General features: G+C 71.8%; 13 protein-coding genes and 1 riboswitch. Of the genes, 8 read left to right on the plus strand and 5 right to left on the minus strand.

Going from position 1 to position 14,029, the window contains the following annotated elements; translation table 11 throughout:
* Positions 1-290 precede the first annotated feature (290 nt).
* A riboswitch (glycine riboswitch) is annotated at positions 291-388 on the plus strand.
* A gap of 166 nt (positions 389-554) precedes the next feature.
* From gcvT to ACQP2O_RS43900, 6 genes are read left to right on the plus strand one after another with little or no spacing between them, the layout of a single operon-like run.
* On the plus strand, positions 555-1,661 hold the full coding sequence (gcvT, locus tag ACQP2O_RS43875; protein WP_433175161.1) for a glycine cleavage system aminomethyltransferase GcvT: 1,107 nt from the start codon (positions 555-557) through the stop codon (positions 1,659-1,661).
* A complete protein-coding gene (gcvH, locus tag ACQP2O_RS43880) occupies positions 1,658-2,044 on the plus strand; it encodes a glycine cleavage system protein GcvH (RefSeq protein WP_433175162.1) in 387 nt (128 codons plus the stop codon). Before gcvT ends, gcvH begins: the two co-directional genes overlap by 4 nt.
* Positions 2,041-3,312 (plus strand): serine hydroxymethyltransferase, encoded by a 1,272-nt coding sequence (gene glyA / locus ACQP2O_RS43885; RefSeq protein WP_433175163.1) that lies wholly within the window; start codon positions 2,041-2,043, stop codon positions 3,310-3,312. The genes gcvH and glyA overlap by 4 nt, the downstream gene beginning before the upstream one ends.
* A gap of 13 nt (positions 3,313-3,325) precedes the next feature.
* Entirely contained in the window at positions 3,326-4,255 is a 930-nt protein-coding gene (gene lipA / locus ACQP2O_RS43890; protein ID WP_433175164.1) for a lipoyl synthase, read from the plus strand.
* 5 nt (positions 4,256-4,260) lie between these two features.
* Positions 4,261-5,634, plus strand: a complete 1,374-nt coding sequence (locus ACQP2O_RS43895) for an L-serine ammonia-lyase (RefSeq protein WP_433175165.1) — start codon at positions 4,261-4,263, stop codon at positions 5,632-5,634.
* A gap of 22 nt (positions 5,635-5,656) precedes the next feature.
* A complete protein-coding gene (locus ACQP2O_RS43900) occupies positions 5,657-6,442 on the plus strand; it encodes a class I SAM-dependent methyltransferase (protein WP_433175167.1) in 786 nt (261 codons plus the stop codon).
* A gap of 133 nt (positions 6,443-6,575) precedes the next feature.
* Here the strand turns inward: ACQP2O_RS43900 and ACQP2O_RS43905 are convergent, their stop codons facing one another.
* The 5 genes from ACQP2O_RS43905 to purU all read right to left on the minus strand — a co-directional run bounded on the left by ACQP2O_RS43905 (position 6,576) and on the right by purU (position 10,581).
* Positions 6,576-7,133, minus strand: a complete 558-nt coding sequence (locus ACQP2O_RS43905; RefSeq protein WP_433175169.1) for a DUF4352 domain-containing protein — start codon at positions 7,131-7,133, stop codon at positions 6,576-6,578.
* Positions 7,134-7,212: 79 nt separating this feature from the next.
* Positions 7,213-8,400, minus strand: a complete 1,188-nt coding sequence (locus tag ACQP2O_RS43910; protein ID WP_433175170.1) for a M20 metallopeptidase family protein — start codon at positions 8,398-8,400, stop codon at positions 7,213-7,215.
* A 6-nt stretch (positions 8,401-8,406) separates the two neighbouring features.
* A complete protein-coding gene (locus ACQP2O_RS43915) occupies positions 8,407-8,961 on the minus strand; it encodes an alkaline shock response membrane anchor protein AmaP (protein WP_433175172.1) in 555 nt (184 codons plus the stop codon).
* A 1-nt stretch (position 8,962) separates the two neighbouring features.
* Positions 8,963-9,607 carry a DUF6286 domain-containing protein gene (locus ACQP2O_RS43920; protein WP_433175174.1) on the minus strand — a complete coding sequence of 215 codons (645 nt, stop codon included), beginning with the start codon at positions 9,605-9,607 and terminating at the stop codon, positions 8,963-8,965.
* 128 nt (positions 9,608-9,735) lie between these two features.
* A complete protein-coding gene (gene purU / locus ACQP2O_RS43925; RefSeq protein WP_433175176.1) occupies positions 9,736-10,581 on the minus strand; it encodes a formyltetrahydrofolate deformylase in 846 nt (281 codons plus the stop codon).
* A 303-nt stretch (positions 10,582-10,884) separates the two neighbouring features.
* Here purU and ACQP2O_RS43930 point away from each other — a divergent pair, with 303 nt between their 5' ends.
* On the plus strand, positions 10,885-12,990 hold the full coding sequence (locus tag ACQP2O_RS43930; RefSeq protein ID WP_433175178.1) for a hypothetical protein: 2,106 nt from the start codon (positions 10,885-10,887) through the stop codon (positions 12,988-12,990).
* Between the two features lie 255 nt (positions 12,991-13,245).
* Entirely contained in the window at positions 13,246-14,019 is a 774-nt protein-coding gene (locus tag ACQP2O_RS43935; RefSeq protein ID WP_433175180.1) for an alpha/beta hydrolase family esterase, read from the plus strand.
* The last annotated feature ends 10 nt before the right edge of the window (positions 14,020-14,029 follow it).

Genomic DNA, 14,029 nt, shown 5'->3' on the forward strand with positions numbered 1-14,029 from the left:
CTCGATGCGATGGTGAAAGGCGTTGCCCCCGCCGTCGCGCCCTCCCCCGGCGGCCGCTAGTTGATCAAGATAATTCGCGATCTTCAGCGCCTCCCGGGGTTCCACGGGAATTGAGCCGGAAGTCCCGCTCCACCGCCCGGCAGGTGTCCCGTGTCGTCGATCCAGCCGGGATACCCGGTCCGTCGTCGATCCGGCCGGCGCGCCCGGTCCCGCCCGGTGGGCTGCCGGTACGCGACCTGCGGCGGCCCCGTTTCCCCGGCGGCTCCGCGCTGCTAGCCTGGCCATGCCGTTGATCCCGCGCGGGAGAGCGACCTCGCCGCCAGCGGGGTACGCCGAAGGAGCAACTCCTCCCCGGAACCTCTCAGGCCACAGGAACCGTGCGGACCAGGCGACCTCTGGAAAGCGGAGCGACGCTCCCGCCGAAGGTGCAAGCCCCCTGACCGGGGGTGAAGCTCTCAGGCACCGATGACAGAGGGGGAGGGCACCGCGACCGCATGCCGCGCGCCAATGGGAGGATGGGATCCCGGCCGCCCGCGTGATAGGAGCCTGCCCCGATGTCCACGCCGGACGCCAAGAGAACACCGTTGCACGAGGTCCACGCCGAGCTCGGCGCCATGATCACCGAGTTCGCCGGCTACCTCATGCCGCTGCGCTACGGGAGCGAGATCGCCGAGCATCAGGCCGTCCGCACCAGCGCCGGGCTGTTCGACCTGTCCCACATGGGAGAGATCTTCGTCACCGGCCCGCAGGCCGGAGCGGCCCTCGACCACGCGCTGATCGGGCACCTGTCCGTGCTCGCCGTCGGCCGGGCGCGCTACACGATGATCGTCGATCCGGCCGGGGGCGTCCTCGACGATCTGATCGTCTACCGGCTCGCCCCGGAGACCTTCATGGTGGTCGCGAACGCCGCCAACGCCGCGACCGTCCGCGCCGAGCTCACCAAGCGGGCCGGCGGCTTCGAGAAGGCCACCGTCGACGACCGCTCCGACGCGTACGCGCTCATCGCCGTGCAGGGCCCGAAGGCCCAGGCCATCCTGGAGAAGCTCACCGACGCCGCGCTCGCCGACCTGAAGTACTACGCGATCCTGCCGGGGAAGGTCGCCGGGATCGACGCGCTGATCGCCCGCACGGGGTACACCGGCGAGGACGGTTTCGAGCTGTTCGTCTCGGCGGGTGACGCCGTGGCCGTCTGGCGCGCCGTCACCGAGGCCGGCGGCGACGACCTGCGGCCCGCCGGGCTGTCCGCCCGCGACACCCTGCGGCTGGAGGCGGGCATGCCGCTGTACGGCAACGAGCTGACCGCCGAGACCACGCCGTACGACGCCGGCCTCGGCCGTACCGTCAAGCTGGACAAGCCCGGGGGCTTCGTCGGGCGCGCCGCGCTGGCCGCGCGCGCCGACACCCCGCCCGCGCGCACCCTCGTGGGGCTCGTCGCGCGGGGGCGCCGGGCGCCGCGCCACGGGTACGACATCGTGACGCCGGACGGCACGCCCTGCGGTGTGGTGACCAGTGGTGCGCCGTCCCCGACGCTGGGCAAACCCATCGCCATGGCCTACATCGACGCGGACCACGCCGAGGACACCGACCTCGCCGTGGACATCCGCGGTAAACACGAGCCGGTCGACAAGGTAGCGCTGCCGTTCTACAGGAGGACTTCGTGAGCACTGTTCCCGAGACGCTTTCCTACACCCAGGAGCACGAGTGGATCACCGCGCCGTCCGACGGTGTGGTGACCGTCGGCATCACGGCGTACGCCGCCGACGCGCTCGGTGACATCGTCTATGTGTCGCTGCCGCAGGAGGGCGCGTCCGTCGAGGCCGGAGAGCCGTGCGGCGAGGCCGAGTCGACCAAGTCGGTGAGCGACATCTATGCGCCCGTCACCGGCGAGGTCGTTGCGGTCAACACCGCCTTGGACGAGGACCCGGCCGTGATCAACTCCGACCCGTACGGCGAGGGATGGTTGTTCCGGGTGCGCACCAGTGACGACTCGGGTGACCTGCTCGACGCGCAGGCCTACGCGAAGCTCATCGAGGAGGCGTCATGAGCCTTGCCAACCTGCCCCTGTCCGAGATCGATCCGGAGGTCGCGTCCGCGATCGCGGAGGAGCTGCACCGCCAGCAGTCCACCCTGGAGATGATCGCCTCGGAGAACTTCGCGCCGATCGGTGTCCTCGAGGCGCAGGGCTCGGTGATGACCAACAAGTACGCCGAGGGGTACCCCGGCCGGCGTTACTACGGCGGATGCGAGTACGTCGACGTCACCGAACAGCTGGCGATCGACAGGGCTATCGCCCTGTTCGGCGCCGGCTGTGCTGATGAAATACGTGCCAACGTGCAGCCGCACTCGGGCGCGCAGGCCAACATCGCGGTCTACTTCGCGCTGCTGGAGCCGGGCGACACGATCCTCGGCCTGGATCTCGCGCACGGCGGGCACCTGACCCACGGCATGCGGATCAACTACTCCGGCAAGATGTTCAACGTCGCGGCATACCACGTCGGTCCCGACGGCCTCGTGGACATGGACGAGGTCGCCCGGCTGGCCCACGAGCACCGGCCCAAGATGATCGTCGCCGGCTGGTCCGCCTACCCGCGGCAGCTCGACTTCGCCGCGTTCCGGCGGGTCGCCGACGAGTCCGGGGCGCTGCTCATGGTCGACATGGCCCACTTCGCGGGCCTGGTCGCGGCGGGGCTGCACCCGTCCCCGGTCCCGTACGCCGACGTCGTGACCACGACGACGCACAAGACGCTCTGCGGTCCGCGCGGCGGCCTCATCCTCTGCCGTGAGGAGTACGCCAAGAAGATCAACTCGGCGGTGTTCCCCGGCACGCAGGGCGGCCCGCTCGAGCACGTCATCGCCGCCAAGGCCGTCGCGCTGAAGATCGCCGCGTCCGAGGAGTTCGCCGAGCGGCAGGCCCGGACGATCGACGGCGCCCGGATCCTCGCCGATCGGCTGCTCCGCGAGGACGCCGCCAAGGCCGGCGTCAAGGTGCTCACCGGCGGCACGGACGTGCACCTCGTCCTGGTCGACCTGGTCGACTCCGAGATCACCGGACGGGACGCCGAGGACCGCCTGCACGACATCGGCATCACGGTCAACCGCAACGCCGTGCCGAACGACCCACGGCCCCCGATGGTGACGTCGGGCCTGCGGATCGGCACGCCGGCGCTCGCCACGCGCGGGTTCCAGGCGGACGACTTCGCCGAGGTCGCCGACATCATCGCGCTGGCGCTGCAGCCGTCGTACGACTCGGCGGCGCTGTCCGCCCGGGTCAGCGCGCTGGCCGACAAGCACCCGCTCTACCCCAGCCTGTAATGGATGAACCACGATGACCATCGCTCCTGAGGGCCGGAAGTTGCTGCGTGTCGAGGCCCGCAACGCCGCGACACCGATCGAACGCAAACCACCCTGGATCAAGACCCGGCTGTCGATGGGCCCGCAATACCGCGAACTCACCGACCTGGTCCGCTCCGAAGGCCTGCACACCGTCTGCCAGGAAGCCGGCTGCCCCAACATCTACGAATGCTGGGAAGACCGCGAAGCCACCTTCCTCATCGGCGGCGACCAATGCACCCGCCGCTGCGACTTCTGCCAGATCGACACCGGAAAACCCGCCGCCTACGACCCCGACGAACCCCGCCGCGTCGCCGACTCCGTCCAGACCATGGGCCTGCGCTACGCCACCGTCACCGGCGTCGCCCGCGACGACCTGCCCGACGGCGGAGCCTGGCTCTACGCCGAAACCGTCCGCCAAATCCACACCGCGATCCCCGGCTGCGGCGTCGAACTCCTCATCCCCGACTTCAACGCCACCCCCCACCTGCTGGCCGAAGTCTTCTCCGCCCGCCCCGAAGTCCTGGCCCACAACCTCGAAACCGTCCCACGGATCTTCAAACGCATCCGCCCCGGCTTCCGCTACGACCGCTCCCTGAGCGTGCTGACCGCCGCCCGGGAAGCGGGACTGGTCACCAAGTCCAACCTCATCCTCGGCATGGGCGAAACCCGCGAAGAGATCACCGAAGCCATGCGGGACCTGCACGCGGCCGGATGTGAGCTGCTGACCATCACCCAGTACCTGCGCCCCTCCCCCCGCCACCACCCCGTCGAACGCTGGGTCAAGCCCGAGGAGTTCGTCGAGCTGAACGACGAGGCCGAGGCCATCGGCTTCGCCGGGGTGATGTCCGGGCCCCTGGTGCGCTCCAGCTACCGCGCCGGCCGCCTCTACCAGCAGGCCATCACCGCCCGCCAGGCCGACTAGACACCATGGCGATCAGCGTCTTCGACCTGTTCAAGGTCGGCATCGGCCCGTCCAGCTCGCACACGGGCGGGCCGATGACGGCGGCCCACCGTTTCGCCCGAGGCCTGACGCGCGACGGCCTGCTGGAGAAGACGGCGACGGTCCACGTCATCCTCTACGGCTCTCTGGGCCTCACCGGCAAGGGCCACGGCAGCGACAAGGCCGTCATCCTCGGGTTGGAAGGCGATACACCGGAACGCGTCGACGTCGAGACGGCCGACGCGCGGGTCGCCGAGGTACGTGAGCGGGGCGTCATCCGGCTGCTCGGTGAGCACGAGGTGCCGTTCGTGGTGGGCGAGCACTTCGTCTTCGAGCGCAAGGTGTCGCTCCCCCATCACCCCAACGGGATGAGGTTCACCGCCCGCGACGCCGGCGGCACCGAGCTGCGGGAGAAGGTCTACTACTCGGTGGGCGGCGGGTTCGTGGTCGACGAGGACGCCACCGGCGCCGACCGCATCAAGCCCGACGACACCGTGGTGCCCCATCCGTTCGCCACCGCCGCCGAGCTCCTCGACCGCGCCCACGAGACCGGCCTGTCGATCTCCGCGCTGATGCTCGAGAACGAACAGGCCTTCGGCCGTGACCCGCAGGAGATCCGCGAACGCCTGCTCGACCTGTGGCGCGTCATGCGGGAGAGTGTGACCCGCGGCTGCTCCCGCGAGGGCCTGCTGCCCGGCGGGCTGAAGGTACGCCGCCGGGCTCCGCACCTGCACCGCAAACTCGTGACGGAGGCCGCCACCGACCCGCTGCACGCGATGGACTGGGTGACGTTGTTCGCCCTCGCCGTGAACGAGGAGAACGCCGCGGGCGGCCGGATCGTCACCGCCCCGACCAACGGAGCCGCCGGCATCGTCCCGGCCGTCCTGCACTACTACGACAAGTTCGTGCCGGGTGCCTCCGACGACGGCGTCGTACGGTTCCTGCTGACCGCCGGGGCGATGGGCGTGATCATCAAGGAGAACGCCTCGATCTCCGGTGCCGAGGTCGGCTGCCAGGGAGAGGTCGGCTCCGCGTGCGCGATGGCGGCGGCCGGTCTCACCGAGGTCCTCGGCGGCACGCCGGAGCAGGTGGAGAACGCCGCTGAGATCGGCATCGAGCACAACCTCGGCCTCACCTGCGACCCGGTCGGCGGCCTGGTGCAGGTGCCGTGCATCGAGCGGAACGCCGTCGCCTCGATCAAGGCGATCAGCGCGGCCCGCATCGCGCTGCGCGGCGACGGCCGCCACTTCGTCTCGCTCGACCGCGCGATCAAGACGATGCGCGACACCGGCCGCGACATGCTGGATAAATACAAGGAAACGTCACGCGGCGGCCTCGCCGTCAACGTCATCGAGTGCTGATGATCGGTTTAGGGTCGAGTGAATGAGCACCTTCCCTGACGGCGATGCCGAGACCCTCGCCCGCAGAGCGTCGTCCTTCGGCGGCCAGGCCGCCGCCTACGCGGCGGAGCGCCCCGACTACCCCGACTCCGCGGTGCGCTGGGCGCTGGAGCCCGTCGCCGGCCGCACTCCGCTGCGCGTCCTCGACCTGGGGGCCGGCACGGGCAAGCTCACCGAAGGTCTCCTGCGCCATACCGAGAACGTGACCGCGGTGGAGCCCGACCCGGCCATGCTCACGGCATTTCGCGCGCACCTGCCGGAGGTGCGGGCGCTCGCGGGAACGGCCGAGCGGATCCCCCTTGCGGACGGGTCGGTCGACGCGATCGTGGTCGGGCAGGCGCTGCACTGGTTCGACCTGAGCCGTGCGCTGCCCGAGATGGCGCGGGTGCTCTCCCCCGGCGGCGTGCTGGCCGCGCTGTGGAACATCGATGACCACCGGGTCCCCTGGGTCAGAGGCCTCAAGGAGGTGGCCCGGGGCACGACGGCGCTCAAGGATTGGAACGCCGAGTCGGCGTTCGCTCCGACGGCGGAGTTCCCCGCGATCGAGCAGACCGAATTCCCGCACGCGCAGCGGCGGACCGCGGAGTCGATGGCCGCGACGATCGGCACCCACTCCCACGTGCTGGTCCTGCCCGAGGCCGAACGGGCGGCGTTGCTGGGGAGGATCCTCGACCACCTGCGCGCGACGCCGGAGACGGCGTCCGGGGAGTTCGATCTCCCGATGGTCACCCTGGCGATCCGATCAACGCGCGCCGACGCGCGCGGGTGATGTCCTTCGGGGCGGCCTGGTGGCGTCCAGGCCGCCCGGTCCGGAACCCGGGCAGGAGGACGCCATCCGTCCTGCTTGACGCTTCTCGAACCGGACCTCGACACCGTTGACCTTCGTGGCGACGGTGCCGTGGTCAGCTCACACGCCACTCGGCGCGGTCGGCGGCGAACCCGGCGTTCAGGGCATACTGCACGCTGACCACCGTCGCGTTCTTCGGCACGGCGAACACGATGAACCCCGACCTGGCCTGGCCATTCTTGAGCTTCACGACCTTGGAGAAGCCGGGGCCGGCGGTCACCGTGGCCTCGGTCGGGTCGTACGTCCGGCCGTCGCCGTCCACGACCTTCGCCCCGTAGGTCGGGCTGTCGTCGTACGCGGCGTCGCCGACGTTCTTCAGCACGAATCGCACGGCCACGAACCGCTCGCCCTTCCGGGGCCGTTGGAAGGCACCATGGCCGGTCGCCGTGGCGACGATCTGTTTGACCTTGACGGCGAGACGGAGCCGCTCCGCGCCGCCCGAGTCGTCGGCGCCGCTCAGGGTGACGGCCTGGCCGACCTTGACCCGCTGGATCCGGACGGCCGAGGGTGTGGGCGACTGGGAGCTCTTGGCGGTCTCCGCGGGATTGCCGCAGCCACCGAGCAGCGCCGCCGCTCCGGCGGCAAGGACCAGCGGCGAGATGAGCCTCCGCACGACGCCGCTCCCCCATTGGACGAACTGTCAGCACTGCTGGATCATGATAAAGGCCGCCGGCCGTCCCCGGCGACCGAGGTCAGGCGCGAGCCAGCCGCCGGAGGGCCAGTTCGGCGAGCAGCGCGGCCCCGTCGCCCAGCACGCCGTCGTCGAAGACCGCGTCCGCCGCGTGGTTGAACGGGGCGGTGGCCGGGTCGCGATCCGGAGGGCAGGCGCCGAGGAAGACGAACGCTCCCGGCACCTCGTTCAGCACGAACGAGAAGTCCTCCGCCGCGGTCAGGGGGTTCGGCCCCCAGACGAGGCGCTCCGGCCCGTACAGGTCACCGATCGTGGCCGCCGCGAACTCCGCCTCGGCCGCGTCATTGACCGTGACCGGGTACCCCATGTCGTGGTGGACGTCGACGTCCAGGCCGTGCGCGGACGCGATGCCGCGCAGCAGCGTGGTGGTGCCCTCGAGGACCCTGGCGTGCGCCTCCCGGGAGAAGGAGCGGATCGTCAGGTCGAACCGCGCTTCGTCCGGGATGATGTTGGCCTTGCTGCCGGCGTGGAAGCTGCCGACCGTGATGACCACCGGGTCGAACGCGTCGAAGCGGCGGGTGGTGAACGTCTGCAGCGCCGTCACCATCTCGCAGGCCGCCGGGATCGGGTCCTTGGCCAGGTGCGGCTGCGAGCCGTGACCGCCGGCGCCGCGGACGGTGACGTGCACCTCGTCGGCGGCGGCCATCAGCGGCCCGCGCCGGGTCATGAACCAGCCGCCCGGCAGGACCGACGAGGTGACGTGCAGGCCGTACGCGGCGACGGCCCGCGTCCCGGCCGCGTCGAGCACCCCTTCGGCGATCATGTGACGTGCCCCGGCGAGGCCCTCCTCACCGGGCTGGAACATGAAGACGACACTGCCCGCGAACTCCGACTCGGCGAGCAGCCGCGCCGCCCCCACGAGCATCGCGGTGTGCAGGTCGTGGCCGCAGGCGTGCATCCGCTCGCCGATCCGGCTGGCGAAGTCGACGCCGGAGCGCTCGGCCACGGGAAGGGCGTCCATGTCGGCGCGCAGCAGGACGGCGGGGCCGGTCGAGGAGCCCCGGAGCACGGCGGTCACCGAGGACAGCGACCGCCCGAGGCCGATCTCCAGGGGAAGGCCGTCGAGGGCGGCGAGCACCTTCTCCTGGGTGCGCGGCAGCTCCAGCCCCAGCTCCGGCTCGGAATGCAGGTCGCGGCGGAGTCGTACGAGATCGTCCTGAAGTTCTGCGGTGGCGCGCACGGAGGTCATGGCACTTCACGCTACGCCGTCGCCCCGTTCGGGCACCACGTCGAAGATCACCACACCGGTGATGTCGTCGCGGGCGAGCGCCGCCCGCAGGCGCGCCAGGGCCTCGTCGCGGATGCTCCGCCCCAGCCCGGCGAGGTCCGCGTCGGCGGGGCAGGTGACGCGAAGCAGCATCCGCGGGGCGACCGCCCGGCCGGTCAGCCGCGCCCGTACCGCGTGCACGCCGTCGTACTCGGTGACGTCCGCGACGATCGTGCGGACGGCGACGCGCGCGGCCATCCGCGTCCGGCCGGAGCGCGCGTCGCCGATCGCGAGCCTGCGCAGCCTCCGGCTCCGGACGAGGGCGACGAGCCATCCGGCCCCCAGGAGCGCGGCCGTGCCGGCGATCGCGGCGACCATCGGCCAGAACCAGCCGTGCGCCGCGACCCACCGTGACGCCGCGACCGGCCAGATCGGCCGGTGGGCGCGTCGCGGCCCGAACGCCCCGAGTCCCGTCGCCAGTACCGCGCCGCCCGCGCACAGCAGCACGAGGCCGGTCGGTGCGAGCCCCATCCGGTTCGTCACGTCAGTCCCTCCGCCAGTCGAGGCGTACGACGACCCGAGGCGCCCGCGCCAGGCCGATGTCGTCGCCCCGCGCCCGTACGGCCTCGGCCACGATCTCCCGGAGGGTGCCGGGGTTCCGGTATCCGGTGGCCGCGTGCACGACGGCGCGGCGGCGGGGCATCCCGCGCATCCGGACCCGCACCTCGGCGATGCCGGGCACGTCCAGGACGGCGGCCTCCAGCGCCGCGCACAGCCCCGCCCGCTCGACGCCGAGGGCGCACCGGCGGGTGCCCCACACCAGCGTGGCGACGGATCCCCGCCCCGGCAGCAGGGCGGCCAGCAGGAGCAGCAGCCCGGTGAGCGCGACGCCGCCCGCGAGGGCGAGGACCACCGGATCGCCCCACGCCGTCGTCCGCAGCAGCCGCCCCACGCGCGCGACGGCACGGGTCCGCGGGACGGGATGGCCGAGCAGGGTCGAGATCACCCTCGTCGCCGTCGCCGTGCCGGCGACCGTCAGCAGCGCCGCCGCGAGGACGGCGGCAGGCGTCCTGCGGGACCGGAACAGGCGTACGGCGGCCCGGTGCGCGCCGGATCGGTCAGGCGCCGGTATCTCGAGGGTCTGGACGACCGTGTCCCGCGCACCGCCGTCACCGATGATCCGCTCCACGGCGACCTCCCGTCCGTCACCCGCCGCACGGCGCATGACCGTGCGTGTTCGCCGGGGGGAATCGCTGCCTCGAGCGTACGGAGCCCACGGTAATGCTCGATCCGCGGACATCCCGGGGAACGGGAAACTCAGCGGAAGACCACGGTTCGCTCGGCGTTGAGCAGGATCCGGTGTTCGGCGTGCCAGCGCACGGCACGGGAGAGGGCCAGGCACTCCATGTCCCGGCCGACCGCCATCAGCTCCTCCGGCCCCTGCGTGTGGTCGACGCGGGCCACCTCCTGCTCGATGATCGGCCCCTCGTCGAGCTTCGGGGTGACGTAGTGCGCGGTCGCGCCGATCAGCTTCACGCCTCGCTGGTGCGCCTGGTGGTACGGGCGGGCGCCCTTGAAGCTCGGCAGGAACGAATGGTGGATGTTGATGATCCGGCCCGGCAGCTTCGCGCAGAAGTCGTCGGACAGCACCTGCATGTACCGGGCGAGCACGACGACATCCGCCTGGTAGTGCCCGACGAGCGCGAGGATCTCCGCCTCCTGGGCGGCGCGGGCCTCCGAGGTGACGGGCAGGTGGTGGTAGTCGATGCCGTACGACTGGGTCAGCGGCCGCATGTCGGGATGGTTCGACGCGACGGCGACGACATCGACGTCGAGCAGCCCGGAACGCTGGCGGTAGAGCAGATCGTTCAGGCAGTGCCCGTACTTCGACACGAGGATCAGCACCCGGGACCGGACGGCCAGGTCGTGCAGACGCCAGTCCAGCGCGAACTCCCCGGCGAGCGCGCCGAACACCTCGGACAACGCGTCCTCGAGCCCCTCCGGCGCCTCGAACTGAATGCGCAGGAAGAAGCGCCCGGTGCTCCGATCCCCGAACTGCTGGCTCTCCAGGATGTTGCAGTCGCGCTCGGCGAGCGCTCCTGACACGGCCGCCACGATGCCCGGCCGGTCGGGACAGGACAGCGTCAGCACGTATTCGGACATGGTCGTACCTTCGGGCGTCGATGGATCGTACGGAGCGCGGGGACGAACCCTTACGGACCGTGATGTCCCTACGAGACTAGGGGGTGTCCGGTGGATCGGCGGCATGGCCAGGGACGATGCCGGAAGGACGGCTCCACGTTAGAAGTGGGCAAAAGACTCCGGCCGCGGGGCGACGCGACACATTGGGAACGGCCATACTTCACCCTGCGGATGAGGACTCTTAACTCGTAGGGCGGGGCACGTTCGGACCGATGGCCACTATTCTCCGCACCGGGTTTCCGGACGCTCCAGGGAGATGATCAGGTGCGAATAGCCCCGATCGCCGTGCTCGTATCGCTCGCTCTGGCGCTACTCGCGTCATACGGCTCACCGGCCCGCGCCGCGACGGCGCCGCCGCCCGCCCGGCACGCCGTGCTGATCGGCGTCCCGGGGCTCCAGTGGAGCGACGTGAGCCCCACCGCGACACCGCACCTGTGGCAGCTCGCGCGGGGCGGTGCGACCGGGCTGCTGTCGGTCCGCACGGTGGGCCGGCTGACCTGCCCGAATGACGGGTGGGCCACCGTGTCGGCCGGAGCCCGATCCGCGTCGGGCCCGTACTGCCACAAGCCGATCACCGTCTCCCCCTCCGGGACGGGCGCCGCCGTGAACGACATCGCCACGATCCGCCGCGCCAACGCCGGGTTCGGGACCATCGGCCTGTTCGGGGACGCCGTGCACCGGGCGGGCGGCTGCACCACCGCCGTGGGTCCCGGAGCGGCACTGGGGGCCGGCGACTCCAATGGACGCGTCGACGCCTACGCGCCGGACATCGCCACCCTGCCCGCCGGCGACTGGGCGCGCTGCGCCGCCACCGTCGTCGACGCGGGCGCCGTCACCGGACCGGACCGGGTCTCCGAGGCGCGCCGCGCGGACGCCGCGGTCGCGACGGTGCTGACGCACCTGCCGGCCGACGCCCACGTGCTGGTCGCCGGGGTCTCCGACCACGACCGGACACCGCACCTGCGGCTCGTGCTGGCGACCGGGCCGGGGACCGCCGGGCGCTACCTCGGCTCGGACTCCACCCGCCGGGCCGACATGGTCATCCTCCCCGATCTCACCGCGACCCTGATGACCTGGCTCGGTGTACCGGCCCCGGCGGCGCTGATCGGCACCCCGCTGCTGCCCGACGCCTCCCGCCCCGCCGCGCTCGACTCGGCGGTACAGAACCTGCGGAGCCAGGACGTCGCCGCCCAGACCCACCGGAACCTCCTTCCCGACTTCTTCGCCGCCTTCGTGGTCGCCCAGCTGCTGCTGTACGGCTCGGCGGCCATCGCGCTCCAGCTGCGGTGGGCCGGGCGGCGGCGCACCCGCATCCTCGCCGCCACACGCCTGACCGCCCTGATCGCGGCCGCCGTTCCGGTGTCGACGTACCTGGTGAACCTGGTGCCGTGGTGGCGCGGCTCCCATCCCCTCCCCACGCTGGTCGCGGGCATCGCGGTCGTGGACGCGCTCATCGTCGCCGCCGCGGTCAGCGGGCCGTGGCGGCGGTGGGTGCTCGGCCCCGGGACCGTGATCGCGGGCGTCACCGCCGCCGTGCTCGGGGCGGACCTGCTGACCGGCAGCAACCTGCAGGTCAACAGCCTCATGGGGTACTCCCCGCTGGTCGGCGGGCGCTACTACGGCATGGGCAACATCGCGTTCGCGGTGCTGGCCACCTCGACCCTGCTGGCCGCCGCCGGAGTGGCACAGTGGCTCGAACCCCGCCGGGGCCGACGGGCGGCCGTCGCCGCCGTGCTCGCCATGACCTTGGTCGCCGCGCTCCTGGACAGCTGGACCGCGTGGGGCAGCGACTTCGGCGGCCTGATCGCGTTCGTCCCCGGCCTCGCCACGACGGCGCTTCTGGTGAGCGGCCGCCGCGTGTCCTTCATCCGGCTGCAGCTGCTGCGCGCGGCCGGCATGGCGCTCGTGCTCGGCGTGGCGTACCTCGACTACCTGCGCCCACCCGCCCAACAGACGCACATGGGCCGCTTCTTCGGCCAGCTCATCCAGGGGAACGCCCTGCCCTGGCTGGAGCGCAAGTTCACCGCCATGGTCCACACGTTCGGCAATCCGACGCTCCTGCCGATCGTGATCGCGGCCTTCCTGTTCCTGCTCCTCGTCCTGCACCGGCCGGGCCGCGCGGGGGCCGGCGGGCTGCAGCTCGCCTACGACCGCGCCCCCATGTTGCGCGCCGGCCTGTCCGGGGCATTCGTGACGGCCCTGGTCGGCGGCGCGGTGAACGACTCGGGCATCGCGGTACCCGCCCTCGCCCTCGCCGTCGCCGTCCCCCTGGCCCTCGCCGCGACCGTCACCGCCCTGCAGAGCCGCGAGGACACCGGCTCCCCGCCCACCCCCACCCCCGGCCTCACCCTCCGCCCCGCCGAAGGCTGAGTCCTCCCGCGCTGGTCTGATCACGCGCCGGGTCATCACGTCGGCGCCTGGATTCGTGCTGCCTATGAGTAGTTTTCGGGGGTTCGGGCGGGTTAGATCCGGGGCATGCGACGGGTTGCGGTGCTGGTGCTCTCCGGTCTTCTTCTCCTCGGCGCGTGCGAGTCTGCGGGTTCCGGGCGCCACGGCGCGGCTCGGCCGAAGAGCGCGGGGCCGAGGGCGGTAGGTGACGTGCCCACGACGGTGGGGACGCATCGGATGAAGATCGAGGTGGGGACGCCGGGTCACCGGGAGTATCTGGTCCACGTGCCGCCCGCCCTGGGGAAGCAGCGTTTTCGCGCGGGGCGTCCGGCGCGGCCGCTCCCCGTCGTGCTGGCCCTGCACGGTGGGGCCGACAACATGACCGGATTCGAGAAGAAGTCCGGGTTCGACGCTCTGGCCGACGACCACGGGTTCCTCGCCGTCTACCCCGACGGGTTCGCCTTCACCTGGAACGCCGGGGACTGCTGTGCGCCCGCGCGGCTGGCGCACATCGACGACGTCGGGTTCCTCCGCAGGCTCATCGACCACCTGACCGCCATCGGGCTGGCCGATCCGAAGCGGGTCTACGTGACCGGGTTCTCCAACGGTGGCGGCATGGCGTACCGGTTCGCGTGCGAGGCCGCGGGGAAGGTCGCCGCGATCGGGGTCGTGTCCGCGGCGCTCGCCATGTCATGCCATCCCGGCCGGCCGGTGCCGGTGATGATCTGGCACGGCACCGCGGACCACAACGTCCCGTTCAACGGCGGCGGGCATCGTGATTTCAACGACCGCCGCCCGTTTCCGCCGGTGAGCCGGGCGGTGGACTTCTGGCGCCGGGCGGACCGCCTGCCCGCGCTCCGGACGGCCGAGGACGGCGGCTGCCGATCCACCGGGCGGGGCGACGGCGGCGCGGAGGTGGTCCTGTGCGTCGTCAAGGGAGGCGGGCACCAGTGGCCGTCCGACGCGAGCGGGCGGCTCTGGGACTTCTTCGCCGCTCATTACCGGATGTGAAGTCTTTTCA

This window comes from Actinoallomurus sp. CA-150999, from assembly GCF_050942425.1.
Lineage (GTDB): Bacteria > Actinomycetota > Actinomycetes > Streptosporangiales > Streptosporangiaceae > Actinoallomurus.